Source organism: Vibrio sp. 070316B, from assembly GCF_013114115.1.
GTDB lineage: Bacteria > Pseudomonadota > Gammaproteobacteria > Enterobacterales > Vibrionaceae > Vibrio > Vibrio chagasii_B.
On the sequence record NZ_VTYC01000007.1, the window covers coordinates 145,054 to 171,660 of the forward strand.

At 43.3% G+C, this 26,607-nt stretch carries 26 protein-coding genes; 12 read left to right on the forward strand and 14 right to left on the reverse strand.

The genetic code is table 11. The features are described from left to right. Positions 1 to 148: 148 nt before the first annotated feature. The 5 genes from F0251_RS08375 to F0251_RS08395 all read left to right on the forward strand — a co-directional run bounded on the left by F0251_RS08375 (position 149) and on the right by F0251_RS08395 (position 4,505). Complete coding sequence (locus F0251_RS08375) at positions 149 to 1,240, forward strand: PQQ-dependent sugar dehydrogenase (RefSeq protein WP_171730773.1); 1,092 nt, start codon at positions 149 to 151, stop codon at positions 1,238 to 1,240. Between the two features lie 445 nt (positions 1,241 to 1,685). Further along, a complete protein-coding gene (locus F0251_RS08380) occupies positions 1,686 to 1,895 on the forward strand; it encodes a cold-shock protein (RefSeq protein ID WP_004737278.1) in 210 nt (69 codons plus the stop codon). A 581-nt stretch (positions 1,896 to 2,476) separates the two neighbouring features. Next, positions 2,477 to 3,025 carry a hypothetical protein gene (locus F0251_RS08385; protein WP_061032380.1) on the forward strand — a complete coding sequence of 183 codons (549 nt, stop codon included), beginning with the start codon at positions 2,477 to 2,479 and terminating at the stop codon, positions 3,023 to 3,025. 348 nt (positions 3,026 to 3,373) lie between these two features. After that, on the forward strand, positions 3,374 to 3,913 hold the full coding sequence (locus F0251_RS08390; RefSeq protein WP_061032379.1) for a YaeQ family protein: 540 nt from the start codon (positions 3,374 to 3,376) through the stop codon (positions 3,911 to 3,913). Beyond that, positions 3,906 to 4,505: a hypothetical protein gene (locus F0251_RS08395; RefSeq protein ID WP_171730774.1), complete on the forward strand. Its 600-nt coding sequence runs from the start codon at positions 3,906 to 3,908 to the stop codon at positions 4,503 to 4,505. The genes F0251_RS08390 and F0251_RS08395 overlap by 8 nt, the downstream gene beginning before the upstream one ends. 741 nt (positions 4,506 to 5,246) lie before the next feature. Here the strand turns inward: F0251_RS08395 and folE are convergent. After that, entirely contained in the window at positions 5,247 to 5,900 is a 654-nt protein-coding gene (gene folE / locus F0251_RS08400; protein ID WP_004737232.1) for a GTP cyclohydrolase I FolE, read from the reverse strand. A gap of 215 nt (positions 5,901 to 6,115) precedes the next feature. On the opposite strand from folE, the gene moeA reads away from it, so the two are divergent. The 7 genes from moeA (at position 6,116) to F0251_RS08435 (ending at position 15,125) form a co-directional block, all read left to right on the forward strand. Continuing rightward, positions 6,116 to 7,351, forward strand: a complete 1,236-nt coding sequence (moeA, locus tag F0251_RS08405; protein WP_171730775.1) for a molybdopterin molybdotransferase MoeA — start codon at positions 6,116 to 6,118, stop codon at positions 7,349 to 7,351. Positions 7,352 to 7,363: 12 nt separating this feature from the next. Beyond that, positions 7,364 to 8,113, forward strand: a complete 750-nt coding sequence (moeB, locus tag F0251_RS08410; protein ID WP_061032376.1) for a molybdopterin-synthase adenylyltransferase MoeB — start codon at positions 7,364 to 7,366, stop codon at positions 8,111 to 8,113. Between the two features lie 252 nt (positions 8,114 to 8,365). Further along, on the forward strand, positions 8,366 to 10,501 hold the full coding sequence (locus tag F0251_RS08415; RefSeq protein WP_171730776.1) for an LruC domain-containing protein: 2,136 nt from the start codon (positions 8,366 to 8,368) through the stop codon (positions 10,499 to 10,501). Positions 10,502 to 10,512: 11 nt separating this feature from the next. After that, positions 10,513 to 11,121, forward strand: a complete 609-nt coding sequence (locus F0251_RS08420) for a hypothetical protein (protein ID WP_171730777.1) — start codon at positions 10,513 to 10,515, stop codon at positions 11,119 to 11,121. Positions 11,122 to 11,282: 161 nt separating this feature from the next. Beyond that, positions 11,283 to 11,597: a hypothetical protein gene (locus F0251_RS08425; RefSeq protein WP_171730778.1), complete on the forward strand. Its 315-nt coding sequence runs from the start codon at positions 11,283 to 11,285 to the stop codon at positions 11,595 to 11,597. Positions 11,598 to 11,647: 50 nt separating this feature from the next. After that, the gene (locus F0251_RS08430; RefSeq protein ID WP_171730779.1) at positions 11,648 to 12,496 is read left to right on the forward strand and encodes a sulfurtransferase; all 849 of its coding nucleotides are present in this window, start codon (positions 11,648 to 11,650) and stop codon (positions 12,494 to 12,496) included. 328 nt (positions 12,497 to 12,824) lie between these two features. Further along, entirely contained in the window at positions 12,825 to 15,125 is a 2,301-nt protein-coding gene (locus tag F0251_RS08435; protein ID WP_171730780.1) for a bifunctional diguanylate cyclase/phosphodiesterase, read from the forward strand. 147 nt (positions 15,126 to 15,272) lie between these two features. On the opposite strand, the gene F0251_RS08440 is transcribed toward F0251_RS08435, so the two are convergent. The 13 genes from F0251_RS08440 to F0251_RS08500 are packed head-to-tail and all read right to left on the reverse strand — an operon-like array spanning position 15,273 to position 26,459. After that, the gene (locus F0251_RS08440) at positions 15,273 to 15,839 is read right to left on the reverse strand and encodes an OmpA family protein (RefSeq protein ID WP_171730781.1); all 567 of its coding nucleotides are present in this window, start codon (positions 15,837 to 15,839) and stop codon (positions 15,273 to 15,275) included. 1 nt (position 15,840) lies between these two features. Beyond that, positions 15,841 to 17,157 carry a TadE/TadG family type IV pilus assembly protein gene (locus tag F0251_RS08445; protein WP_171730782.1) on the reverse strand — a complete coding sequence of 439 codons (1,317 nt, stop codon included), beginning with the start codon at positions 17,155 to 17,157 and terminating at the stop codon, positions 15,841 to 15,843. Position 17,158: 1 nt separating this feature from the next. Beyond that, on the reverse strand, positions 17,159 to 17,743 hold the full coding sequence (gene tadF, locus F0251_RS08450) for a tight adherence pilus pseudopilin TadF (protein ID WP_061032347.1): 585 nt from the start codon (positions 17,741 to 17,743) through the stop codon (positions 17,159 to 17,161). Further along, complete coding sequence (locus F0251_RS08455; protein ID WP_061016700.1) at positions 17,733 to 18,269, reverse strand: TadE/TadG family type IV pilus assembly protein; 537 nt, start codon at positions 18,267 to 18,269, stop codon at positions 17,733 to 17,735. Before F0251_RS08455 ends, tadF begins: the two co-directional genes overlap by 11 nt. Next, positions 18,266 to 19,396, reverse strand: a complete 1,131-nt coding sequence (locus tag F0251_RS08460; RefSeq protein WP_116871396.1) for a lipopolysaccharide assembly protein LapB — start codon at positions 19,394 to 19,396, stop codon at positions 18,266 to 18,268. Before F0251_RS08460 ends, F0251_RS08455 begins: the two co-directional genes overlap by 4 nt. After that, complete coding sequence (locus F0251_RS08465) at positions 19,393 to 20,259, reverse strand: type II secretion system F family protein (RefSeq protein ID WP_061032346.1); 867 nt, start codon at positions 20,257 to 20,259, stop codon at positions 19,393 to 19,395. Before F0251_RS08465 ends, F0251_RS08460 begins: the two co-directional genes overlap by 4 nt. Next, positions 20,259 to 21,173, reverse strand: a complete 915-nt coding sequence (locus F0251_RS08470; RefSeq protein ID WP_061032345.1) for a type II secretion system F family protein — start codon at positions 21,171 to 21,173, stop codon at positions 20,259 to 20,261. The genes F0251_RS08465 and F0251_RS08470 overlap by 1 nt, the downstream gene beginning before the upstream one ends. Then, entirely contained in the window at positions 21,170 to 22,435 is a 1,266-nt protein-coding gene (locus F0251_RS08475) for a CpaF family protein (protein WP_061032344.1), read from the reverse strand. The genes F0251_RS08470 and F0251_RS08475 overlap by 4 nt, the downstream gene beginning before the upstream one ends. After that, on the reverse strand, positions 22,432 to 23,625 hold the full coding sequence (locus tag F0251_RS08480; RefSeq protein WP_060980417.1) for an AAA family ATPase: 1,194 nt from the start codon (positions 23,623 to 23,625) through the stop codon (positions 22,432 to 22,434). The genes F0251_RS08475 and F0251_RS08480 overlap by 4 nt, the downstream gene beginning before the upstream one ends. Before the next feature lie 2 nt (positions 23,626 to 23,627). Further along, on the reverse strand, positions 23,628 to 24,089 hold the full coding sequence (locus F0251_RS08485) for an ATPase (protein ID WP_116871394.1): 462 nt from the start codon (positions 24,087 to 24,089) through the stop codon (positions 23,628 to 23,630). Continuing rightward, a complete protein-coding gene (locus F0251_RS08490) occupies positions 24,089 to 25,414 on the reverse strand; it encodes a type II and III secretion system protein family protein (protein WP_061032341.1) in 1,326 nt (441 codons plus the stop codon). Before F0251_RS08490 ends, F0251_RS08485 begins: the two co-directional genes overlap by 1 nt. Before the next feature lies 1 nt (position 25,415). Next, positions 25,416 to 26,192: a hypothetical protein gene (locus F0251_RS08495; protein ID WP_061032340.1), complete on the reverse strand. Its 777-nt coding sequence runs from the start codon at positions 26,190 to 26,192 to the stop codon at positions 25,416 to 25,418. Positions 26,193 to 26,246: 54 nt separating this feature from the next. Continuing rightward, positions 26,247 to 26,459 (reverse strand): Flp family type IVb pilin, encoded by a 213-nt coding sequence (locus F0251_RS08500; protein ID WP_061032339.1) that lies wholly within the window; start codon positions 26,457 to 26,459, stop codon positions 26,247 to 26,249. Positions 26,460 to 26,607 lie beyond the last annotated feature (148 nt).

Consider the following 26,607-nt stretch of genomic DNA (forward strand, 5'->3'; position numbering starts at 1 on the left):
TGGCAGGGTAAACATACGTGAGCTTGTATAATCATACAATACTGACTGAACTAAATATGTGAATAGTCACTTTTCACACTCCTTAACTTTCCGCCTGTCGCTGACACACGCTAGACTAACACTAGATCGTAATACTGAAGGGACTTCAATGAACACTTATCACCGCATTCTCTCCTCTGCTTTGGCACTTATTGTGTCTGGTCCCCTTGCCTCAACAACGGCTTTTGCTTGGCAAGCTGAGAAGATCACAGACGGTCTCGTAATCCCATGGGGTCTAGCTTATGTCAATGACGATTCTATGCTTCTCACAGAAAAAGCAGGCGTTATTAAACACATTGATTTAAAAACGGGTGACCAGAGCACGCTGTTCAGGCTCCCTAATATATGGGCAAAAGGACAAGGTGGTCTGTTGGATATCACGCTATCACCTTTCGAAGAAGATAAGTTCTATGTTACCTACAGTAAAGACGTCGATGGCGAAGGCGTAACGACACTCGCTTCTGCTACATACACAGGCAATGAAGTGTCCAATTGGCAAGATGTGTTTGTTTCCAAGTCGAGAACTGACACAGGTCGTCACTTTGGGAGCCGCATTACCTTTGACGATAGTCACCTGTACTTTTCCATTGGCGACCGTGGTGACCGAGACAACGGTCAAAACACCCTAACTCATGCTGGTTCGATATTGCGCCTGAATGCTGACGGGAGCACACCAAGCGATAACCCATTTGTAAATAACGACAAGGTTCTCGACGAGATTTGGAGTTTCGGTCACCGCAACCCACAAGGACTTTTCTATGATTTCCCAAGTCAAAAGCTTTGGTCTATTGAGCACGGCCCTCGTGGCGGTGATGAAATTAACCTAATAAAAGCAGGAGCCAACTACGGGTGGCCTGTCACATCACATGGTAAAGAGTATTGGGGCCCTATCAGCGTTGGTGATTCGGAAACCAAAGAAGGCATCGAAGCGCCTAAAAAGGTCTACATCCCCTCAATTGCACCTGGCAGCTTAGTGGTTTATCAAGGGAATAAGTTTCCTGAACTCAAAGGGAAACTGTTAGCGGGGGCACTTAAGCTTACTCATATCAATGTGGTGACGGTCAATGAACAAGGTGAGGCAATAAAAGAAGAGCGCCTACTAGAAGAGTTAGGTGAACGAATAAGAGACATAGAAACTTCACCAAACGGGGACATTTATTTTAGCACTGACAACGGCAACCTTTATCGACTGAAAAAGTAAGAATAGCTCCTATACGAGAAGACAATATTCGACAATGATTTTATAAATGAAGCCGTTAAATACTGGGGTTCAAAGCAGTTTAACGGCTTTCTTGTCTCAAAGCAGAACGTACCAAAACCGTGCAACGACTCTAATTTTGTCATCAAACATACCTATGTTTTTCACAAAAACGACAAGAAATCACCATACAACTGTAACTACATGATATTTAAGGAATGCAAAGTTTGACTACCTCCAAGTTTCTGCAACCTTTCCCTATGTATTCGATTGACTATCCCCTGATTTGATTTAGACTCGATTCCGGCTAGAAAGAAAGTTCTTTGTATATAAACATTTCGTTGGATTACTAGTAACCCCGTTGTGTTGTACGCAATAGCAATAAACTTTTCCACGCTATCAGTGCCACAATTGGCTCACTATAAAAATTAATTTTAGGGATAACATCATGTCTAACACAGTTACTGGTACAGTAAAATGGTTCAACGAAACTAAAGGCTTCGGTTTCATTCAACAAGAAAACGGTCCAGACGTATTCGCACACTTCTCTGCAATCACTGGCGAAGGTTTCAAAACTCTTGCTGAAGGCCAAAAAGTTGAGTTCGTAGTATCTCAAGGTCAAAAAGGCCCACAAGCTGACAGCATCAAAGTACTTTAATTTAGTATTTTAAAGCTTTCTAAAAATAGCCAGCCTCTGCTGGCTATTTTTTTACCCGGCCAATCGTTTGAGTGACAATTAAGACAAGGCATTATGCGCTGAGACCAAACCATAGCCCGGAGAACAAAAAACCAAACGAAAACCTCTGGTCAAAGCCGTCTATCAACCATATCAATCGCAGTCAAAGCCGCTACTAGGTCGAAGCTCCTTTATCTAACATCTAAAGTTCACCTCAATATTCATCACTTAACCACCACGTAAAACTAAGCCTAGTTCATTACATTTGGTCGCCAGCACAGTAAAAATATTCGACCACCCTCACAACTCACTCAAAGGTAGGAAATCAGCATATGGGCGGCTGTTTGTTTGTACTTGCGCTCACTTTAATCCCTGCCTGTTATTCCTAGAAAACCTAGAAAATTGTACTGAGGATACGAATATACAACGAACGTTATACATGTATGTTAAAAATTAAGCACTAAGCATTCATTTTATAAATTCATCTTCAATCAACACATTAATCTTGATATGCTACCAGGTGAATAACTGAATAAAAACATCAATAAAATGAGTGCATTAGTATGAAAAAAACAATATTTACCCTTTCTATTACCGCTTTATTTTCAGTCGCCGCTGTTGCTGCAGACTCTATGTTAGGTGAACCTAGAGAACTTTTGCCAAATGAAGATATCAAGAGTTTTTCAATGGTAGATCTTAACGGTGACAACATTGAGGAGCTGGTTTTCGTTACTGAAAGTGGTCAACTAAAATATTCGCCGCTGACTGGCCTTGGACAGGGTTTGGTTGATTCTAGTGCTTATCAGCGCTTTAGAGACCGCCGTGGGTCGTATACCATGAATATCTCGCTGAAAGGAGGTAGAAGCTCAAATCCGAAACTCGGCGTATTAAGAAATAGTATACTTGGCATATCTTTCAATTCAGGCTACATGTGCGAGGCTAGAATGTCTTTAAAAAATAATAAAATCGTCGCTAAAGACAGTTCATTCTATGATGCAGCCTATGAAATAACATATATTTCTGATGATTACATAGCAGGAAAAGTGAGATGCTCAGGTCCCAGTGGTTTAGAGCAAAATGAATTCGTGCCATTTACAGCGACACGTAATTAATATTAGTTAAGAATAACCTAGACTTACCAAGAAGTGTCAATACCTTCAATGTTGACACTTCGTGTTTACTTATACTTCTGCAATTCTTTTGTATGACTCGGGGGCGATCACTTCTCAGTCACATAATCGTTAAACGCTCACGTCATAACCACCTAAGTTGACCCCGTGTTCTTCATTGTTAGTTCACCACAAGTGCTTAAAATAATTATGGTGTAACGAAAGCCTCATCTTGCTAGCCAACTGCTCTACTTCGTTTATACTAGGCGCAACTTACCTATAGGCTGTGATTTCAAAAAACGCATTGGTACAGCTATAGTACACCTAATCCGATTGGAACCCTTACATCATATGGCCCTCAAACCGACAATCTACAAGTTTCGTATCTCTTTAACTGATATGAACCGCGACTATTACGACTCTTTTAATCTAACGATTGCACAGCATCCTTCTGAAACAGAACAGCGTATGATGGCTCGCATCATGGCTTTTTGTATCAATGCTTCACCGGAGCTTCAATTTACTAAAGGGTTGTCGACTATCGAAGAACCTGATTTGTGGCAAAAGTCTTTAGATGACCAGATCCTTGAGTGGATCGATGTGGGCGAACCAGACGCTGAACGTGTTAAGAAAGCCACTCGCCTATCAAAGTCTGTTCGTGTGTTCAGCTTCAATACTAAATCAAACGTTTGGTGGGAGCAGAACAAAGGTAAATTCGGTTACCTTAAAGCCCAAATTGTTCGTCTAGACAATGATGGTATTGAGCAATTAGCTGCAATGACAGAGCGCACCATGGACCTTTCAGTTATGCTGACGGGCAACTCTGCATTCGTGAATAGCGACACGCAATCAGCTGAAGTAACGTGGGAAGAGCTACAGAGTAATGACTGAGCTTCCAACCAGTAATCAGCAAAAGCTTGAAGCAAACCAACAAGCTAAAACCAGACTTCACGTTTGTTTGAAGGAGTCTGGCTTAGATTCGGTAACGGCGATTGCGACAGGTTTCGAGAAAGAGCTCTCGTCTTTTATTGACGAAAACCACGCTCTGTTTAAACACGCTTGTGAGAATAAGCCTGATAATTCTGCACGTCAGACACTGCTTGGCCTACTGACCAAAGAGCATATCGATGCCAGCTATCGTTTTGAGAGTAATAAAGACGCTAGCGAAGCGATGCAAAGTGTCTTCGACAATACGGTAGGCAGTGAGCATGGCGACAAGTTTCAAAACTCTAGCTCTCAGCAGTTAAAGTTAGTGACACATTTATGGTTGTTCATTCAAGGTCGACTAGGTATGGATTACAGCCTAGCCAATGATCACGCAGCAGCGACTGCCAAACTGCTGTCTCGCTTATCAAGAAGCACAGATGATGAAATCCGTGTTGACTTCATGGCAAGTTTTTACGATGGCTTGAACATCTACCAAGCAGAGAATAAGCCGTCCGGTTTTGTTCATAGTTTAAAGCGTTTGTTTAACCTGTCATAAGCACCCCACCAGCTAAAATCAAATTTGCGCTTTGCACTGTGTAGAGCGCATCTCTTTCCAACCATTTTTCCCACTATGACCTCTGAGCATGAGATTCCCTACTACGCTCGTTCCTCGTTATAGGGAATGACGGGGTTATGTGCTCAAACGTATTGAGTGCGTTTCACACAGACACTTTCACCACTGTTCTCAAGATTTATCTGAATAAACTCGCCGAAATTCTCCGTCACCCTCAACATACTCTTGAGTCAAATCCCTTAATATCCTCTGTCATCCCCGAGAAGGAGGGACGACTGAGTCGGGGATCTCATACCGAACCATAGATACAAAAATAGATTCCCTACTACGCTCGTTTCTCGCTTTAGGGAATGACGGGGTTATGTGCTCAAACGTATTGAGTGCGTTTCACACAGACACTTTCACCACTGTTCTCAAGATTTATCTGAATAAACTCGTCGAAATTCGACGTCACTCTCAACATACACTTGAGTCAAATCCCTTAATATTCTCCGTCATCCCCGAGAAGGAGGAACGACTGAGTCGGGGATCTCATACAAAGTAGAAAACTACGCAGACAAACATATTCCCTACTCACTCATTCTGCACTCTCGATAATGACCACATTCGTAGTCATTGCCATTAACTTTTCTACAAGCACAAAAAAGCCCCGCTGATTGCGAGGCTTAGAATCTTGTTTGCCGACTTACAGAGGCTAAATCGTGTTTATCACATCACCAGAGATTAACGTAGACCGTGCAAGAACTCGTGACGTGTCGCTGGGTTAGATTTGAAGATACCGCCCAGTGCTGTAGTGGTGGTTTCACTGGTTGCGTCCATTACACCGCGTGATTTCACACAGTAGTGAACCGCATCCATGGTTACAGCAACATCTTCTGTTTCAAGCAAGGTTTGCAAAGCGACAAGGATCTGCTGAGTCATACGTTCTTGAACTTGTGGACGCTGTGCAAAGAAGCGCACGATACGATTGATCTTAGACAGACCAATGATTTTACCACGAGGGATGTAAGCGACTGCAGTCTTACCATCAATCGTCACTAAGTGGTGCTCACAAGTACTGGTCACGGTAATGTCTTTTACACGTACCATCTCACGAACGCCCATCTTGTTTTCAATTACGGTAATTTTAGGGAAATTTGCGTAATCTAAACCAGAGAAAATCTCATCCACATACATTTTAGCAATGCGGTGTGGTGTTTCTTCCAGGCTATCATCCGTAAGATCAAGTTCGAGTAGAGTGAGAATCTCACGCATATGGTGCTCGATTCGTTCCTTTTTCTCTTCTCGGCTAACCTGGTTAGGACTCATTGGCGTCTCTAAACCGCGGCTTGCTAGCGCATCTTTAACCAACTTCGCTGATTCGCTAAGACCTGACATTGAACTTCCTCTTTTGTTACCCCTTCTGGATGGCAAACAAGGATACTCGGAATTTTGAATAAATACACCCATATTTTAAGGGAGGTCATTATTTACGGGGGCTAAACTGTGCTAAAGTGGCCTCAATTTCGTTGACGAAAAGCGTGTTTTAATCATTATTGAACCACCATTGCCAACCACAAAATCAAAACAATAACGATCAAAGGATTTCAATTATGGGCTGTTGCGACGCTCCGGGCTTAATGCCAATTGAAGAAGCACTAGATAAGCTGCTGTCACCAATCAAACCTATTCAAACGACTCTAACTCTGCCATTGGCAGATGCTTTGGGCTACGTTCTTGCTGAAGACATACTCTCCCCTATTTTTGTACCTCCTTTTGATAACTCAGCAATGGACGGTTACGCGCTACGTTTAGCAGACCTAGAGAACGGTAAAGTACTGCCATTAGCGGGTAAATCTTTTGCGGGTCAGCCGTTTGAAGGCGAATGGCCAGCAAACACCTGTATTCGCATTATGACAGGCGCTAAAATCCCGGAAGGTTGTGATGCAGTCATCATGCAAGAAAATACTCGTGAAACCGATGCAGGTATTGAGATTCAGCAAGACGACATCAAGCTGAACAATAACATTCGTCCTACCGGTGACGACATTAAGCAAGGTGACATCGTTCTTAGCCGCGGTGAACGTTTAACGCCTCGTGACATTCCAATGATCGCTTCACTTGGTGTGAGCCATGTGATTGTTGCACACAAACCGAAAGTCGCTTTCTTCTCTACTGGCGATGAGCTAAAACCGCTAGGTCAGCCTCTTGAAAATGGTCAGATCTACGACAGCAACCGCTACGGTATCAAACCACTGATTGAAGCGTTTGGTTGCGAAGCCATTGACCTAGGTATTATCCCTGATTGCCCTGCAACACTTAAAGAAACCTTTGTAAAAGCGCAAGAATTGGCAGACGTAGTTGTCACTTCTGGTGGCGTAAGTGTCGGCGAAGCGGATTACACCAAAGACATTCTCGAAGAGCTTGGCGAAATCGGCTTTTGGAAATTAGCAATCAAACCAGGTAAACCATTCGCATTTGGTGAGCTAGACAACGCTTGGTTCTGTGGCCTACCGGGTAACCCAGTGTCTGCAATGATGACGATGTACGTGTTAGTTCAACCTATGCTGGCTAAACTTGCCGGTCATACTGCGTGGACAGCGCCAGAATCTATTCCTGCAACGACTAAGTCTGCATTCAAAAAAGGCCCTGGCCGTACTGATTACCAACGTGGTATCTACTCGATTGAAAACGGTCAATTTGTCGTAGAAACAACAGGTAACCAAAGCTCTGGCGCTTTCCGCTCAATGAGCTTAGCAAACTGCTTTGTGGTACTAGAGCGCGAACGTGGTCGTGTTGAAGTTGGTGAAACGGTTCAGATTCAACTGTTTAACTCGACGCTTTACTAACGAGGCTTGCTCATGGAAATTTTGTCTGATGCGGAAATGCTTCGCTATAACCGCCAGATCATTCTCAAGCAGTTTGATTTTGAGGGTCAAGAAGCGCTGAAACAGAGCTCGATTTTGGTGTTAGGTGCAGGTGGCTTAGGCTGCGCCTCTGCTCAATACCTTGCGACTGCAGGCATTGGTAAGCTGACATTGATCGACGATGATATTGTTGAGCTTTCAAACTTGCAACGACAAGTGCTTCACACCGATGCTGATATTGGTAAGAAGAAAGTCGTTTCAGCCGCTGAATCATTACAGGTGTTAAACCCACACCTTAGAGTTGAAACGGTCGACCACAGACTTGATGACGAGGCACTAGCAAAGCTCATTGAAGCGCATTCGTTAGTACTTGATGCCAGCGACAACGTTGAAACGCGCAATCAATTGAACCGCTTATGTTACGCATCTAAAACGCCTTTAGTTTCTGGTGCTGCGATTCGCATGGAAGGTCAGATTAGCGTATTCACTTATCAAGATGACAATGCACCTTGTTACCAGTGTTTGAGCGCTCTGTTCGGCAACGCAGCACTAAGCTGTGTTGAAGCTGGTGTGATGGCGCCTGTTGTTGGCATGGTGGGCGCGGCTCAGGCTTTGGAAGCGATCAAAGTTATCGCTAAATTTGGACAACCAAAACAAGGCAAACTTTTGATTCTCGATGCCATGTCTCACAGCTGGCGTGAGATGAACTTAATGAAGATGCCTAACTGTTCGGTGTGTGGATAGACTAAACCATATCCCCCTATCGAGAACCTAAGCCTTGACGATAAGTCAGGGCTTTTTTATGTCTGAAGTTTAGCTTCTACTCAAGGTTATCAAATTGAAATAGTTATTAAGAGATTAGTTTCATTTGAATTCTCATTTTGAGAAAACAACAAAAACTTGAATCATCAAAAATAAAAAGCATTAAAATCAACAGCTTAAAAATGGCACATTACTTGATTAAGTATCTAGACCTTCCATCACAAGGATGTAGATATGAGAATTACAACGTTAAGTTTGCTATTAAGCGCGCCACTGGTCGCCAACGCAGCGCCATTCGATACTTGCCCGAGTAAGGCATACCTCTTTCAATCCACCCCCGTTGAAGTTTGGGGCGTTAACCTAGTGACTGGTTCAACGACCCTTCTCGAAGACGACACGGGGATGAACGCTAACATTAACGGTGTCGGTTTTGATTTCGAAGACAGATACATATACGGTTATGACACCACCAACAAACGTTTGGTGCGCCTAGGCAAGGATTTCCAAGCAGAAGTCATCAACACCAGTGGACTGCCAACAGACCATACCTTCTATGTGGGTGACGTTTACGATCATGTTTACTACCTGTACCGCACTGGTAAAGGGCTGTTCACGGTTGATCTATCGCCTTTAGATACCGATCCAAATGCGACAGTTACCGTTAACAAAATTGTAGGCAGCCCAGCAACTGTCAAATTGACTGATTTCGCTTTCCACCCAAGCGATGGCTCTCTATATGGTATCGATAATAACTCTGGTGGCTTATACAGCTTCAACCCTACAACTGGTGCCGAAACCTATATCGGCGATACCGGAGAAACAGGGACATTCGGCGCAGGTTATTTCGATGTAAACGGCTACTACTACGTATCTCGAAATCAAGACGGTAAAATTTACCGAATCAACCTATCTCCCGACAACGCTGCCAATATCGCAGCAGGTATTGTTCCAGCCGATGAATTTGTACCGAATGGCCCAATTTCTGGTCAAAACGATGGTGCTCGTTGTGCCAACGCACCTGTTGTTGATGAGGATTCAAACATCGACTTCGGTGACGCGCCAGACAGTTACCTAACTCTACTAGCGAGTAATGGCCCTCGACATGAACTCGATGGTGTCACATGGTTAGGGACAAATGCACCAGATGCAGATCTGGATGGATACGTTTCTCCACAATCGGATGAAAGCGTCGGCATTGATGACGAATGGACGAATGGTGGTATCGGCTTCGTAACCGCACTTGAATCTGGCCTCGATTCGAAGGTAATTATTGAAGCTTCAACAACGGGCTATCTTTCAGCTTGGATAGATTGGAACCAAGACGGTAGTTTCGACGGCGCCAACGAACAAGTCTTTACCGACTACTTATTGGCGGCCGGTGAGAACGACTTATTCTTAAATGTCGATATTAATGCCTTAACAGGTACCACTTGGGCTCGATTCAGATTCAGCCAACAAACTAACCTGAGCTACTTTGGCGGTTCTACCTCTGGTGAGGTGGTCGATATTCAAGTCGATGTTCTTAATGATGGTGCAACGGCTCGTTACTTCCCAAGTGCTTCTGGCTACGCCACCCTAGCATATGAAGACAATTGGCCTTATAAAGCCGACTATGACATGAATGATGCCGTTATCATGTATCGCATCACTGAGATCTTAAAAGACGGTAAGGTTGTTAAGTCTACCATCGATGGTCGCCTAGCGGCTGTAGGGGCAACCTACAAAAATGGCTTTGCGATTCGCCTACCCAACCTTGCACCAAGCTCGGTAGATACCGTTAACTCATACATGAAACACAATGGCGTATTCACCGATTTAGGAATGGAAGACGGTCGTAGTGAAGCTATCTTTATCGCCGCTGAAGACTTGTCTGAGAAAGCGAATACTTCATGCGCCTTCTACCGTACAAGCAACGCTTGTAAAGAAGATGAACAGTTCGCATTCCAAATCGGTATCAACTTATCAGGCGACGGTGTGAGTACTGCGTCGTGGACAGACATGCCTTACGACCCCTTCATTTTCGCAACACCGGGCTACTATCACGGCGACAACCTACCGATGCACCCAGGACGTAGTTGGGAAGTTCACTTGCCAGACCAAGCACCAACCGAGGCCTTTGACACTGTGAACCTATTTGATTCTGGAATCGGTGTTGATGATAGCGACCCAGCAACAGGTAAATATTTCAAAACAGCAGAAAACCACCCTTGGGCACTGATTATCACGTCAACAGAAGAGTGGGAATGGCCACAAGAATACGTGGATATCGTAACTGCTTACCCAGAGTTTAAGCAGTGGGCAGAGTCAGGTGGTGACAATAACCAAACTTGGTATACATCACCAGCAGACAACCAATGTTACGAGCCATAAGGAGAGACGTCATGAGTATCAAAGATAAACAAAATCGCGAACATCATAACGTTGAGTTGAGAAGCAACCTCTCTAAGGAAAATAATATGTCTGCACAAAGCTCTTGGAACATGAAGAAAACAATGACCGTAGTTTTAGCTACAACCCCACTCCTACTTGCAGGTTGTGGTGGGGGCGGAGGTGGCGGTGGTGGCAGCACGGCTTCTCCTTCACCATCATCACCGGCGACACCTGCAACGCCAGTAACTGCGACGCCATCACCGTCTCCAGTAGCCAGTGCAGCAGCGGAACCAACTTACACTATGAGTGATTTAGTGGTACCCGATGGTTTTGATTACAGCTCTGTGGAGCAGTTTGATATCGACATCGACATCAGTAGTATTTCAACAGACCGTTCATTTGTTACCGTGTATAGCCGTTTTAGTGCTCGTGACGACTCGACATTGAAACCAGACTACTCAAGCAAAGTGATTGCAGGGTCATTAAACAATGGTGTCTTCGCCTCTAACTTCGCGAGCCCAGTCAGCCACGATTCACTTCTCGTTGAGATTTGGTTTTACGACGGACAGCCACCTCTACAAAAAGTAGTATCGAGCAGCAACTCTCAGATCGTGTGGTAATGAAAGTTTAGCTTCGAATATCAGCAACTAAAAGTGAGCAGCAATGCTCACTTTTTTGATCGTTTCAAACCAATAACACTGAAAATTATCTGATAGGCGTTCATTCACTTTATTTCGAATCTAACTTATATTTTCAAGATAACCTTCAAAGACTTACTCTCATGAAACAGTTAAAAATAGGTCTATTTATCTTAATGTGCGGTGTAGGCGTATTAGTTGCCCTTATCCATTTTCCGCTGACGTCACAGACGGGGCAACGTATTGAAGCCAAAGTGATTTCGAATACACTCACTCAATCATTAGATGGACACAGGCGTTATCTTACTGTTCAAACTCAAGACAACAGTGTATTTCGCGTATCCATTGCACCGACCACAGACTGCCCTATTGATTCTGTAGTCTCGCTTGATACATTAAGTAACCAAATCACCGGACAAAGCAGCTATCAGTTCATCCACTGTAGAGCTGCACCTTAGCCGTCGATATAACAACAGCTATAACTACAACAAGAATGGATACAATAAGAATGAATCAGCCACTCATTTCACCAGAACAACTTCAACAACGTTTGTTAGAGCAAGACAACATCATCCTCCTAGACGCCAGTATCGAATTTCAAATTCCAAGTGAGTCTGAAAAGATCAAAGGGCAAATGATTCCTGGAGCAATTCGTTTTGACTACGACAAAGACTTCAGCAACAAACATACCCTACTTCCTCACATGTTCCCTTCTGAAAAACACTTCAACACTCGTGCACGTGAAATTGGTATCAACCAAGACAGCACCATTGTGGTTTACGATAACTCGGGTACTTTCGCTTCGCCTCGCGCTTGGTGGATGTTTATGGCAATGGGACATCAGGATGTTTACATCTTAGATGGCGGCTTACCAGCATGGATTGAAGCGGGTTACGCAACAGACACATCGTACAGAGCAGAAGTCACGCCAGGTAATTTCGAAGGCAACATTCAAGACAACTACTTCGTGGATGCAAAGCAAGTCCTAAGCTATTCAGAGAGCAAGAGTGCCAATATTCTAGATGCACGCTCTCAAGCTCGTTTCGATTCAGAAGTGCCTGAGCCAAGAGCAGGATTACGCAGCGGACATATTCCAAACTCAGTTTGTCTACCATTCGCACAAGTGCTGAATAACGGTAAGTTGAAACCTCAGAGCGAGCTTGTAGAGATCTTTTCTACGTTGGACTTAACACCAACTCAACCGATGTTCTTTAGCTGTGGTTCAGGTGTGACTGCCTGCATCATTTTGTTAGCCGCTAAATTGGCGGGATACTCGGGCGAAATGGGAGTTTACGATGGCTCATGGACAGAATGGGGCGCGAACGAAAGCCTGCCTATCGCCGTAACAAACCAGTAATTCAACTTCGCTTACTGCCACTATTAGAATATACTCCGAATGCATAATGAGCTTACTCCTAACATGGGTAGGCTCTTTGTTATTATATCGTAACGGCTCTCGGCTAAACTCCCAGTAATGCACTAACAATAAACTTCGATTAATCAAACACTAACCATTATTGTTGATATGAATGTTAATTTTTTACTCAAGAATCCCGATACCTAGTCGTTACACTATTTAATCATTAGTCATTATCGATGTGTCTTACAAACTTAATACATCATATTGGCGCTCAATAGTTTGTCTCGTGCACTCTGTTCAAAGTCGTAACCAAAAAAGGCATTCCATGGCTCTATTTAAGAAAAATATCTGGTCGCTGTACGCTCTAGTCGTACTGCTCACCTTGATACTTTTCACTGTGCTAGGTGTAACAAAGTGGCAAGCCAATAGAGAAGACTTCATTGAGCAGCAGCATATCCAAGTAGAGCTGTTTTCTAGCTCTGTCAGTTCACTGCTCACAAGCCAAGAGGCACTCCTAGAAGTCGTTGGACACCAATTGGCCCAACAGTCTGACTTCACTCGTACCGCCGCTATTCAGATTCGTCCAATATTGGATAAGTTGCTTGAGACTCATCCAGCGATTGCTGCATTTGGCTTGCTTAACACACAGGGCGATTACTTATCTGTTAGCTCAAACCTCAAACTGGCAGACCAAGACAACTTACTTGAGCTTCCACAAACTCGAGACTCCTTTCTAGAAGCGCTTTCAAGTGACAGGATGGTTTTAGGGCGAACCTATTTTCAAAAGTCCCTAGATAGCCTAGTGATTCCGTTAAGAAAATCGATTTCAGTGGATGGTAATAGCATTGATGCCGTGATGACCGCGGGATTACGTTTAGATAGCACCATAGTATTTGAAAACAACGCGCATGCTGGCAGTTACAACACACTGACCTTGTTACGACAAGATAAGTACCGTCAGTTCTTTTCTAGTGACATCGAGTCTCTTGATGCTTACCTAAAACCAGTAGACAGCGACCTGCTTCAGCGCGTGAGCGTTAACTTTTCAGAGCAAGTCAGCGCTACTGTACAAGAAGCGAAAACGGGAAAAGAGACCTACTCATTTGTTGTCAGTGATAATAAATTCCACTCTCTCCTGAGCGCTAAGTACCTGCCGGATTATAAACTTTGGGTCGTTGGTCGTACCGACCTCGCACACGTCGATACCGTCTTTATCGAAGAATTTGGCATTCTTTTCATTATTTTTATTTTGATCCAGTGTGGTTTCTACATTTTGGTTAAGTCTATTGCGAAGAATGAGCAGCGCACTCGCAGCCAACTTATCTACCAAGCGAACCACGACCCTCTCACTACGCTGCCAAACCGTTTATACATGCGTAAGAACATCGATAAATGGGTGGCAAGTGAGTCAGAGCAATTCTCACTGCTGTTCATCGATATCGATAACTTTAAATGCGTCAACGATACGCACGGGCATGATTTTGGTGACAAGGTTCTTAAACAAATAGCGTTACGTTTAATGCGATTCCGCTCTCGATTGAGCCTATTGGTACGTGAATCGAGCGACGAGTTTCTGTTTTTAACTCCAATAACCAGTGAGTCTGAAATTAAACGACTCGCAGAGCGTATCATCGAGGTACTTTCTCAACCCTATGAAGTGCAAAACTCTCAATTCCTATTGGGCTGTAGCATCGGAATTGCACGTTTCCCTGAGCATGGTAAAGATCTCGATAGTCTGCTTCGCTCTGCCGACATCTCAATGTACAAAGCCAAACAGCAGCAAAACTCATACAGCATTTTCACTACGGCAATGCAAGATGCCCACCTCTACAAGATGAAAGTTGAACAGAGGCTGCGTATTGCGATTGAGAAACAGACACTGTTTATGGCTTTCCAACCTCTAGTGAGAGCAGATGAAAGCATTGATGGTGTGGAAGCTCTTGTGCGCTGGGTTGATGACGAGCTAGGTTTTGTTCCACCCGATGTGTTTATCCCCGTCGCGGAGAGCACTGGCTTAATGCATAAACTTGGCACGTTTATAATCGAGTCAAGTATTATGCAAATCGCTCATTTACATAGAACGACCGATCAAGAGATCGGGTTATCGATCAACATCTCGGTTAGGCAGTTCTCGCATAAATCGTTCTCTGAACACCTGTTATCCACGCTTGAGAAATACCAGTTCTCACCAAGCTGTTTAACGCTAGAAATCACAGAGAGCTTGTTCATCGAAGATGTTAATTTGGTTAAACCAATTTTCGAAGGCCTCAAAAAGAACCACATTAAGATCTCTCTGGATGATTTTGGTACCGGCTATTCATCATTGAGTATGTTGAAAGCACTGCCTATCGACGAGCTTAAAATCGATAAAAGCTTCATAGAGAATATTGCGATAGACCAGCAATCATTGACTATGGTGCAGAACATTATTGCTATCGGTAAGAACTTCGGAATGGTGGTATTAGCAGAAGGTGTAGAATCGAGCGAACACTTCGCGATCCTTAAAGACTGCGGTTGTGATTTGATGCAAGGCTACTACTTCTCACGCCCTATCCCATACGAAGAGTTGTGCCAATATCTTGCTCCCTCAGAGTCAATTCAAGAGCAAGCAGAGCCTATGGTTTAGTAGCTTAGCGGTGTAGTAATTCACAGATATAATAAGACTAAAAAGGGAGCCTATATTGGCTCCCTTTGGGTAGAGTCGAGTATCGTTATACACCACTCAAGACCGCAGCCCAGAGAATAAAAACACAGACAATGAAAACAAAACCCATTACGACTTAACTGTTATCACAACTCGTCGATTGCAACCTGTTGCCTTGTTGTCCGCAACCTTACAAATGGGTGCGCTTTCGCCATACGCATATTCAACGATGCGAGTTCCTTGGCGAAGATCTTCCTTTAAGTAGCTAGCGACCTGCCCCGCACGACGTGACGAAAGGGCTTTGTTGTAGCTTTCACTACCAAGACTGTCAGCGTGCCCTTCAATAAAAATCTTTGACTTATCGCCGACTAAACTTAGGTATTGTTCTAGTACTTGTTTATGACTTTCATCCAACTGATACACGTTGATTGGATAATTAAGTACTAGAGATTGTGTCGCTTTATCATAGAAACACACATCGTCTTGAGCCGCGACTTGGATCACCTCGATCTCTTTATTGAGCAGCTCATTCTTCGGTCTTTCATCACGCTCTAACAATTTACCCGTTACTTGAGTTGTCACAACATGAGAAGAGACTAACGTGGTCGATGTTATGTACTCATCGACATTGCCCAAGCAATTCGCATAGCCCATTGGAGAGAGCAACATCATAGAAATCATCACTAGGTATCTCATGTTAATCCTTAAGTTTTCCTGTTTCTTCATTAATCAAATTCAAAATATACTTGTACACATCTTCACCATCTTTGGCGTGATAAATGTTTTTCTTGCCGAAGCAGTCTCCAAAACCATCACTTGCTTGGACGCGGTAGTTAATACCAATAACACCCATTGTTACTTTTGTTTTCTCAGCTTCAGTTGGTGCATTGCTTTGGAAACGATTCCGTTTCGCTGAAATGGTTGAGCGCAGCTTTTTACATAACCCCTGATCCACTAACTTCTGTAAATAGGTCTCGTCGCTGTCACTACCATCGGATAACACAATGAACACCTGTTCAGGGTTAAGGTTGGTCGCTTTATTGGCTTCTTGTGCCGCAGCAATGATTCCATTCCAAGAAGAGGTGCCTCCACCAGCTTTCAACTGAGTGCTCATTAACTGAGCTCGAAAATTGTCATAATCCTCAGTCAGTGGAATATCGTAAAACTTGTAGTAATCATCAAAATCATTGTTTCGCTTATAAAGTCGCTCTACTTCATATCGACTCATTCCATACGATGGTTCGATGATCTCGTCATACAAGATTGGTTTATCAAACATTCGTCTCACTGTTGTCCCGGGAGAGTTTCGAGCGTAGTCATAAGCGTATTTCTTTCTCCAGGTGCTCCGATAGCCATAAGCGTTAAGCCTCACTATCTCATCGTCTTGTTTCACATGAAGAGGGTTGTACCCAAGCAAGGCGACTCTGCTTTTTTCTTCGGTATTAAACTCTTCAATGTCATCAACGACTCGCTTAATGGTTTCTTTCACGACATCTAACTTCATTTTGCCGTTCTTCCACGAGTTGCCCATAGATCCACTAAAGTCACCAATAAAGTAGACGTCTACTGGCTGAGGAAGATATTTGCGCGTCACAGCTCGGCCACTGACTGAAAATTCAGGCTTTAAATTTACGTCTTCGTATGCAATCCAAGACGTGTATTTGGCCGTCGCACTCACCACAAAGTCGCTGAACGGTGCAAGCTCACCACTTGCTTGTACACAACCATCTTTGTACTCACATTTACTGGTATACACCGCTACATCGACATCATCTGTATTATCGACAACATAACGATCAACTAAGTAGCGTGCATACTTAACGTTGTTCTCTTCATCCTCTCTAGGGCTTGCGATAAGAGCAAGGCTCGCTACCTCTGCCGCTTCCAGTAACCTGGTATGCGCAAGCATCTGTTGCGACATCTGCATCGAAAACGCCATAAAAATAACCATCATTGGTAACAGGCCGACGAACAGAATACCCGCTACTCCCTTATTTCTTTTTATTGAACGCACCTTAAACCCTCGCAAATGAATAAGAAGAGCTCACAAGACGGAAGACCTCACCGTTCGCGATACCAATCAGGTTTGTTGGGATCTCATAGCACAATGAAACCTGATACATGGGTAATCTGCGCCCTCTGGAAGTGACGGGAAGCATTTCAATCGCTTTTTCTTTGGTGATATCGCTCATATCAGGAAAATCACAACCCTGTATGTTTCCTTTGCTTAGTGTCTTTTGAACCCTTCGGTAGTTCACTTTACTTCCAGAAACAGCAGTCTCTTCGAGCCTTATCTCATCAATGCGCATTCCGAATTTGGTTTTGTCAAAGTTCGGAATCATCCGCTTCATCGAAGCCGACGCAATTGCAAAGGCGTTGTGTTCTGTTTTCCTGCAATCACCTGCGCAAATGTCCATGTTGGCGTTAAATAACTGCTTCCGCTCTGCGAAAATCGTGGTCATTGAATATGTGGCTCTGTCCAATTGGCCTTTCTTGTTAATCGCTAGCATGTGGTTCACTACAACTAAGAAAATGCCAGAAGCAAAGACAAGCACCATCGCCAGTTCAACCGCAAACGATCCTTTTTGTTTAACTTGCACAGCCTGCCCCCTGACCAATTTTGAAAGAGCACCTTTCATACTCTTGGATCGTAATAACTTCACGCTTTATCGGCATATCAGGGAACCAAATAGACACAATGGGATCGTAAGTGTATTCCAAAGCGTAAACTGCAAGTGCCATGTCTTCTGGTTCATCTTTCTTATCCGGGCACTTGTCTGCAGAGGCATAGGTGTCAGTGCATTTCAGAAAACCTTCGTAGTCTCGGAAATAGTTCACATGAATGATGACGCTACCCTCTTTAACGACGTTACTCCATAATGCTCCACCGGCTTTGTTCAACTCATCTTTGATCATTTGCCCGTAGTTAATGGATTGACTACTACTCGAGTCACCCGCTTTTTTGGTTCGCATCACTGCCGTCGTTAATGCATGGTCAGTCATACTCATAGAAAACGTCAAAATGCAGATCTCAACCCATCCGAAGACAATCGCGAGGAAAATCGGAATACCCATAGCGACTTCAACCGTCAATGCACCCTTTTGCTTTCGTTTAAACGATCTCATAAACGGACATACCTTTTCTTGGTGTAATCAACAACAAATGCTCCTTTGATATCAATGCTATTGAGAAACGCCTTGGCTTCATCCAGGTCATTGAAATCACCTATGCAGTAACGCTTCCACAGCCCATGTGTATAGGAATAGACGGAGCCATAGTTTGTTTTCAAATAATTCAAAAAGTCTGAAGGAATCGCAGTGTACGTTGCCAAAACTTGTACGCGATAAATAGGCTTTGCGTTTGGTTTAAGTTTTCTAGGATCAAGTACCGAACCGTCCACACTGTGTTTAGACGCTTGAAAGTCTTTGGTAGCATCAAGCTTGCTCACACGTGATGTTGGGGCAACAAAGCCACCTGAATTAGCTTGAGAGCCAATAAGCTGTTGTTCCATCTCTATTGTTGACTGTGTCACGGTCTTGTTCCCTCCGCTTTTAGATATTGACCTCATTAGCGCCTTGAGTTGCTTACGCGCTTGTTCATCACTATTTGAATGTTTCAAAACCTCGAGTGCGATATCTGGCCTTTGAGATTTAACTGAAGAAAGAATCAAGTTAGAACTCACTCTTTGATCATTCGGATTCGAAAGATATAAGTCATATAAAATGTCCGTCGCACCTAAATAATCAGCCTGCATTATTTTCACCACGGCAATGTTATTACCGGCCTCTCTATCAGATGCACCTTGTTTACGACTCTCTTCAAAGTGTTCGATGGCTTGGACAAACTGCTTCTGCTGAGCCAGAATTTTTCCGGTTAAAAGTTGATACTCATATTCGGTACCACCTTCGTCGCGGTATTTATTTAGCTCTTCTAGCGCGCGTTCAAAGTTCTTTTTCTGATAGTAAATACGAGCATTAGTTAGTATGTATTCCGGGTCATCAAGGTTGCTCTCGCTATAGGTATTGCGATATAGCTCCGCCGACTTGATATCCTTTAGGTCTAAATACAGGTTAACGAGTTTTACTTTATATATAGGGTCAGACTGTATGTTTGCTTTGTAGAACTCGATAAGTTTCTGCGAATCGCCGGCCCCTATGAGTAGTTGTTCTTTGGTCTCAAGTTGATTATTCACGGTTGTACAACCAGAGAGTAAAGCGAAGAGCACAGTGATAAATAAATACTTTTTAATCACATCAACATCCTTAAAATACCTGGGGCAGCAATGAGAACAACAATAGGAACCATGATAAAAGCGATCAGAGGGATGGACATTTTTGCCCCCATCTTCCCAATTCTTTCTTCCAGATCCATCATGTTCAATTCTCTAATATCGGTCGCTAGCGTTGCCAATACAGGGCCTACAGATGAACCAAACTGCAAGCTCTGCACCATGGTCATCACAAAGCTTTGCGATTCACTGGTTGGTACAAGGTCGTAAAACTCCTCTAGCGCCTTTTCCAAGCCAACAAGACGTGAGCGTTCCACCGTAACTCGAACGACGTGCGCAAGGTTGCTATCGACCGAATGAAGTTCCTTAGCTAAGTATTCCAGGCTCGATTCGATAGTCATCCCGGTATGAACACACACATTCATCAGGTCGAGTAAAAAAGGTAATCTCGAACTAATGTGTTTGATATTGGCTTTACCCCGAGCAGACACATAAGTATCGGGCGCAATAACAAACGCTAATAACGCGCCCAATAAATACAACAAAGAAAACAGTACTTCGGTTTCTCCGCTATAAAAATCAAAGCCAATAAGAATCAAGCAGATACTAAAAGGAACAATTTTAAGTAGGTAATAAGCATCAGCGAGAAAGTCACTATAAAAACCCGCGGCCACTAACTTGCGTTTAGTTTCATCTTTATTAAAACTGATTCGAGATAATATCGATTTAAATAAGTCGGTTCGTTTCTTCTCTTCGCGTGTCGAACCAATGATCTTTCGGGTTTCAATATTTGCTCTGGTGTTGTCCCAAAATCGCAAGCAGTACGTGGCAAGCACCATTGAAACTATAAATATCGCCCCCCAAATGCCCAGGGTTTTCATGTCCATTAGTTAACACCTCGCAATATCAGCCAAATGCAAAAGAACCCGAGCAACTCACTTACTAGAACGTAATAAAAAATCGGCTGACCAGCTTCTTCGAACATAACGAAGCTGTAGTTCTCTGGGCTAGTGAACTTTAAAATGATCAGGAATATTACCGGTAAGCAGGCAATAATTTTTGCCGATGCGCGCGCTTCAGAGGTCAACGCATTCTTTTTCTTCTCTACCGCCCTCGAATCAAACATGAGTCGGTTAATTTTGTTGATCACATCTTTTAGCTGACCACCTCGTGCTAGGTTGATACGGATTGTTGAAGCGAAGAAAAAATATTCTAAATAAGGGAATGTATTGCTGCTTCGTTCCAGTACGTCATCAGGGTCCTCGCCTATCAGTAAGCGTTCGGCCATAAACTTAAACTCTTTCCCTACCTCGTTATCAAGCTGCTTACCAACATATTCAAATGCATGGATAATACTTTGCCCAGAAGATATCGCCCCACTCAAAATGTTTAAGGCATCAGGAAAGTTGGTTTTAAACCGGTCCATCTGTCTCTGCTTGAGCTTGTTATAAAAAACGAAGAACAAAACGGGCTCAGCGATCATCAGGCAAACAAGGTAATCCTGTCTTAAGAAGAACTCATTGATGGCATACACCGCTGACGCAGAAACACAGACAAACAGAATAAGCTTCAGCGACATATTAGGCTGAAATACCTTGACTATCTTCTTGTAGCTTTTCCGGAATCTGGCTTTGTAGCTCTCTTCAAACTGCTGAGAATCAATAACAGATCGAACGCCCTTTACCCCTTCGAATTCAGCCTCCATCTCGATCAAGCTACTCAACTTTTTGTTTTGACGAGAGCGATGAATAAGAAAGTAGATCAGCAACGCGCTCCATGACGCAATCAGAATGAATGTCATGAGAAGATCTCCCTGACCGCTTGCTCTAGCCCGAAAAACTTAGCACGTTCATAAATGACAGAGCGGGTAGATAAGCCAGGCGTTCTAAACTCACCGACCATTTTCCCATCTTTAAAATCGGAGCTCGCCTCGTAACGAAAAATATCTTCCATCACTACGCTATCCCCTTCCATGCCGATAATTTCCGAAATATACATCACCTTACGGCTGCCATCATGAAGACGCTTTACCTGAACAATCAGGTCTACTGCACTCACGATGGTTCTGCGTATTGCAGATATCGGCAGGCTCGCGGTTGCCATCATCACCATGCTTTCAGTACGAGCAATCGCGTCGCGTGGCGTATTGGCGTGCAATGTCGACATAGACCCATCATGGCCAGTATTCATTGCTTGAAGCATCTCGAACGCTTCTCCGCCACGACACTCACCCACAATGATTCTGTCTGGGCGCATACGAAGAGCGTTGATCACGAGATCGCGCGCAGTAATTTCTCCCGTACCTTCAACACTGGCTTGTCGAGTTTCAAGCCTAACGATATGCGGTTTTTGAAGCTGCAATTCGGCAGCATCTTCTATGGTAACGATACGTTCGCCTTCACCGATGAAACCAGATAACGCATTGAGTAGCGTTGTTTTACCTGAACCTGTACCACCAGAGATCAATATGTTGCATTTACAGTGGCTAGCAATCGACAATAGCTTTGCCATCTCAACAGACATAGCACCAAACTCTGCAAGATTCTCGAGCTTAATTTTCTGCTCTTTGAACTTACGAATAGAAATGGAAGTACCATCAATCGCCAGCGGAGGTATTACGATGTTGACACGGCTACCATCCATTAAACGTGCGTCACAAAGTGGCTTAGATTCATCAATACGACGCCCTACGTTAGAGGCGATCCGCTTAGCTATAGTGTTTAACTGCTTTTCGTTAACAAATTGAATCGGCGACTGTTCTACCTTGCCATTGATTTCAATGAAAATATCCGAAGGCCCGTTGATCATAATATCCGAGATATCATCGTTATCGACTAAGGCTTGCAGTGGTCCCAAGCCTTTCAGTTCATCAAGCAGTGCCTTAACCAAATCAACCCGTTTCAAGGAGCTGACTTGCAACTGCTTCTTATCGATCAAGATATTCACAGAGTCTTTAAGCTGGTCTTCGAGCTCTTGATTACTGATTTCGACGAGTGTCGCCGCATCCAACGCATCGAAAATTTCATCGCGAAGTTGAATGTAGATTTCTTTTAATTGATTCATTTTCTAAACAAACTAAAGCGTGATTTAGGTTTAATTTTCTTACCCGTCAATGTCGCGACCATACTCAGCACAGCGGACGAGGACTTGGATTTAAGCAACTCATTGATACCTTGCTGGACCACCATCTTCTCAAGCGACGGTTCATACATGAAGTCAATGCTGTCTTTGGCTTTGATCCGCTCTTTAGCGCTAGCAAGCGTCACCATAAAGTCCTTTGCTGGCCTATTTAAATTGAAAATGATTTGGTGTTCAGATTTACCTATCTTTTTCTTCAAAGAGTTATAGGAGCGCAATGAAGACACCGACGGTTCACAAACAATAAAGATGCGATGGTACTTATCTGACAATTCCTGATCGTGCATCTCTTCGTAACAAGACAGCGGCGCTGAATCGATAATAAAGTTATATTGATCAATCAGTTGATTAGAAAGGTTGTAAAGCGTTGACGCGTGATCAGAGAGGCAAGCGACGTTCTTCTCTAACACCAAATAATCAAGCTTGTCTTTCACCGGATGTACGTAGGTCTTGGCGATGGCACTGTCGATATCAATTTGATTCAAATCGATACTGTTGTGTTTGGCTTTTAATCCTTTCACACCAATATAAATGTCGCTATTCAAAGCCCCTGAGTCATGATCGACCAAAAGCGTTTTTAAATTCGCTTGTTCAGCCAAAGAGTGAGCCAAGACTGAACTAACACACGAAACACCAATTCCACCCTTTGTTCCGAGTACTAAAATACGCTTAGCAACACGCGTTTTTTTAACGGTGCTTTCCCCCTCTTGCGTCGACTTAATTGCCGCAAGTAACGCATCAAGTTCAGAATCCCACAGCACATATGTCGCACCTAAAGCGTGCACTTGGTTACGCAGCTTTATCGAGTCAACATCACATAGAACGAGTAAAGAGATGTTCACATCCAGTCGAACCGAAATCTCTGAGACTTGCTCTATTACGTTTGGTGCACTGCGAAGGTCCAATACAACATGGTTCAACTTGATGTTTGACTGATTCCAAGCGCCGTCCAAATCAATATCAGTCACTTCAAGAGGTTTGGGAAAGCCTTCGATTGCGTAAAGATCTTGGATCGATTCAGTTAACGTGCTGTCGTCAGAAACAACCAAGTCTGTCGCTTGAACCGACGATTTCATTTTCGACGACGAGTTACGAAATAAAATATCTAAGTCCATCGCTACTTCGCCTTTTTGATTGGGTTAACCAAACTAATGTTGCGGTTGTGCTCAACACTACAGCCAAATTGGTAGTCTTCACGTTTCGAAAACACCATCACGCCACAGTCACTGCTTTTAATGCGGACGTATCGCCCTATGATCAGGATATTTTTCTGCTGATCGTCAGCGGCAAGTTCGACTTTGTATCTGTCTTTGGCAATCGACTCCGATTTAAACCTGTCTCGTAACTTAGCCACGAACTCACTCGCATCTGGTTTGTATTTGACGTAGAACGTTGACTTAGGCTCTCTTGCATTAAGCTCTCGAATAAAAGCCACAGAGCGTGACATTGAATCTTCGCTGCTCGTCGTATCAAACTCGAAGCGTTCTTCTAGCTGCTCAATAATACTGGTGTTCGTGCTATCAACATGTGTACAAGCTGAGGCAAGCAGTGCTAGTAGAGTAATAGCGATCCATTTCATCAGTTGAACCCTCCTTGGTTAATTGTGTTTTCTAGCTCTGGCTCATCAAGTTCAGAAAGGTCGATTCTCAGGAGTCGTTCAAGGTCGCTGGTACGCCTAAAGCTCGGCAGCTTGACCTGCTCTTGCTCAACTGGATCGACTAAATTAACTGTAGCGACGATAATGAGTTCAGTTTTAGAGCGGTTAGTAGAGGTGTGACTAAACAGTGCACCCAAGATTGGGATGTCCCCCAAAATTGGAATCTTGGTTAACGATTCGCGCTCTTCTGATGTCAGTAATCCAGCGAGTACAAAGCTTTGTCCATCTTTCAAATGGACCGTGGTTTGGGCTCTTCTGGTGCGTAACGAAGGCACGGAAATAAGCCCTGTAGTGGTCTTGTTTGATTCATCAATTGAACTCACTTCAGGTATCAAGGTTAAGCGGATGTTCTCTGTATCCGTGACCTTCGCCACCATCGCCAATTTAACACCATACTCTTTATAGGAGATGGTAATGCCGTCTTCGTCTCGCACCGCGATTGGGATTTCACCACCCGCTAAGAAGCTAGCCTGTTCGCCAGAAATAACGGATAGATTTGGCTCTGCCAGTACGCGCCCAATCTTGTCATCACCGCTCGCAGAAATAACAGCAACAATATCTTGAGCAGTAAAGTCGAGCAGCTTATTAACAAAAGTACCTGGCTCACCGCTGTCACTATAAGTCACACCCAATTCTGTTAAAAATGAACTCGAGACTTCCGCAACCGTTAGTTTTACGTTGATCTGCTCGGTAGTAAGCACTTTCAAGTTATTAATCACTTGGTCGTAGTTATATTGTGCGGTGTACTCGAGTTCGTCTAGCGCTTCGCCGTCTCCATCTTTGAGTTCGTAAGCGGCACGACGACGTTCTTTATTAAGCATTTCACCAACAAGGCGATTAATCTTCTGTTTAATCTCTTCGCTGCCAACAATGCCATCGAGTACAACTTGATCACCGACATTGGAAACCACTACGTTTTCATCAGGGAATCGCGCGATTAGCGTCTGCTTTAGTAGCCTTAAGCTTTGATTCACCACCAATTCAGCATTGTAAATTTCGTTTCCTCCACGATCATAAACAATCACTGAGGTAGTGCCTTGGCCAACGCCATAAACGACAACCTTGTTTTCATCAATAATTTTATAGTCAGCGATCTCTTGGTTCGCTACAAATACTGTCGATATCTGTCTCTTTAAATTAATGGTCTTCGCCGCACCTTGATCTAAGTTCATCAATTCAGATGCGAGCAATGGGCAAGAGAGAATTGCAGACAATAGCAAGGCTATATGTTGTTTGTTTAAATTCATGTTAGTCCTTACCACGTAGTTCTCTGACACCAAACTGTGTTTCTAATAAGTCACTACTGCGAATAGATAAATAACGGTTTTCAATTTCTGAAGGAATGATATTTACATCCCCAATTTTTTGAGCCATTTCGAGTTTCAATACACTGCGCATATTTAGAGCAATAACTAAGCTGTATTTTTTATCTTCAGCATCTTGTGAGTCGGTATCTTCGCTACCTTTAATCACCTGTAATACTCGCGCTCCACTAATAATGACTCGACTGACCAAATCACCGATGTCTCCATATCCACTCTCTACGAGGTTTGATTTTGAAGATGTAGTAGAAACAAAGCTCACTTTATCGCCAGGAGTGAGGGTCGATGTTTGTACAACCCCAATGCCCGTTACTTCATAAAAATAAGGTAATTCACCATCATTAAGCGACAGATACATATAATCTCGGTCGCCCGGGTTTGAAATCATCTCTTGTGTTAAATAAGTACCTTCCCTGATGTCTTCTTTAAAAAGAGCCCCAGGTTGAACAACGATGTCTTTTTCTAAGGTATAGTAATAGCCGTCTAAGTCCGATATATGGACAAACTTCTTCTCGTAAAAATTGGGAGTCAAGGGTTGAGAGCGTTTGATCTCTTTTTGAGCGACTAAAATACTCACTTTGGGTTCTTCTTTTTTCTGGACTTGTTGTGGCTCTTCGTCCGATGAAATATAGTTGCTGTTGATATATATCAATGTTGAAAAAATAGAGAAAGCGATAAGAAGGAGAATGATAATTCTGTTCATATTAAGCCTAAAATAGGGGCCAAAGCCCCTTAATATATTATTCTTAGTGGCCGTTTATTTGCCTGTAGTCGCAGTAGTCAAGTTGGTTGTAACCTTGGTCAAGGCACCAGTAATTGCATTTTTAAGCGCATCAGTTTGAAATGCAGCAAGTACTAAAGCTGACATTACAACAGCAATAATTGCATATTCCACCGCAGTAACACCGCGAATATCATCTTCGAACTTCATTTTTAGTTCAGCTAGTTTTGCTAAAGTTTTGTAGTACATAGTAATCCTCTAAAAAGTATATCGACCATTGGTCTTATTGAAATTGCGAAATGAAAGTTACCGGATTGAAAAATATACATCCAATTAATAGTTATTATGATCGCATAACAGAATCTTATTTAAGAAATAGATAAACTATTTTTATGAC

Coding starts and splice junctions, on each gene's coding strand:
- F0251_RS08430 (WP_171730779.1), top strand. CDS start 11,648: ATGAATCAGCCACTCATTTCACCAGAACAACTTCAACAACGTTTGTTA.
- F0251_RS08385 (WP_061032380.1), top strand. CDS start 2,477: ATGAAAAAAACAATATTTACCCTTTCTATTACCGCTTTATTTTCAGTC.
- F0251_RS08475 (WP_061032344.1), bottom strand. CDS start 22,435: ATGAATCAATTAAAAGAAATCTACATTCAACTTCGCGATGAAATTTTC.
- F0251_RS08440 (WP_171730781.1), bottom strand. CDS start 15,839: ATGAGATACCTAGTGATGATTTCTATGATGTTGCTCTCTCCAATGGGC.
- F0251_RS08395 (WP_171730774.1), top strand. CDS start 3,906: ATGACTGAGCTTCCAACCAGTAATCAGCAAAAGCTTGAAGCAAACCAA.
- F0251_RS08465 (WP_061032346.1), bottom strand. CDS start 20,259: ATGGACATGAAAACCCTGGGCATTTGGGGGGCGATATTTATAGTTTCA.
- F0251_RS08425 (WP_171730778.1), top strand. CDS start 11,283: ATGAAACAGTTAAAAATAGGTCTATTTATCTTAATGTGCGGTGTAGGC.
- F0251_RS08495 (WP_061032340.1), bottom strand. CDS start 26,192: ATGAACAGAATTATCATTCTCCTTCTTATCGCTTTCTCTATTTTTTCA.
- F0251_RS08380 (WP_004737278.1), top strand. CDS start 1,686: ATGTCTAACACAGTTACTGGTACAGTAAAATGGTTCAACGAAACTAAA.
- F0251_RS08485 (WP_116871394.1), bottom strand. CDS start 24,089: ATGAAATGGATCGCTATTACTCTACTAGCACTGCTTGCCTCAGCTTGT.
- moeA (WP_171730775.1), top strand. CDS start 6,116: ATGGGCTGTTGCGACGCTCCGGGCTTAATGCCAATTGAAGAAGCACTA.
- F0251_RS08455 (WP_061016700.1), bottom strand. CDS start 18,269: ATGAGATCGTTTAAACGAAAGCAAAAGGGTGCATTGACGGTTGAAGTC.
- F0251_RS08375 (WP_171730773.1), top strand. CDS start 149: ATGAACACTTATCACCGCATTCTCTCCTCTGCTTTGGCACTTATTGTG.
- F0251_RS08500 (WP_061032339.1), bottom strand. CDS start 26,459: ATGTACTACAAAACTTTAGCAAAACTAGCTGAACTAAAAATGAAGTTC.
- F0251_RS08390 (WP_061032379.1), top strand. CDS start 3,374: ATGGCCCTCAAACCGACAATCTACAAGTTTCGTATCTCTTTAACTGAT.
- F0251_RS08480 (WP_060980417.1), bottom strand. CDS start 23,625: ATGGACTTAGATATTTTATTTCGTAACTCGTCGTCGAAAATGAAATCG.
- F0251_RS08435 (WP_171730780.1), top strand. CDS start 12,825: ATGGCTCTATTTAAGAAAAATATCTGGTCGCTGTACGCTCTAGTCGTA.
- moeB (WP_061032376.1), top strand. CDS start 7,364: ATGGAAATTTTGTCTGATGCGGAAATGCTTCGCTATAACCGCCAGATC.
- folE (WP_004737232.1), bottom strand. CDS start 5,900: ATGTCAGGTCTTAGCGAATCAGCGAAGTTGGTTAAAGATGCGCTAGCA.
- F0251_RS08470 (WP_061032345.1), bottom strand. CDS start 21,173: ATGACATTCATTCTGATTGCGTCATGGAGCGCGTTGCTGATCTACTTT.
- F0251_RS08490 (WP_061032341.1), bottom strand. CDS start 25,414: ATGAATTTAAACAAACAACATATAGCCTTGCTATTGTCTGCAATTCTC.
- F0251_RS08415 (WP_171730776.1), top strand. CDS start 8,366: ATGAGAATTACAACGTTAAGTTTGCTATTAAGCGCGCCACTGGTCGCC.
- F0251_RS08420 (WP_171730777.1), top strand. CDS start 10,513: ATGAGTATCAAAGATAAACAAAATCGCGAACATCATAACGTTGAGTTG.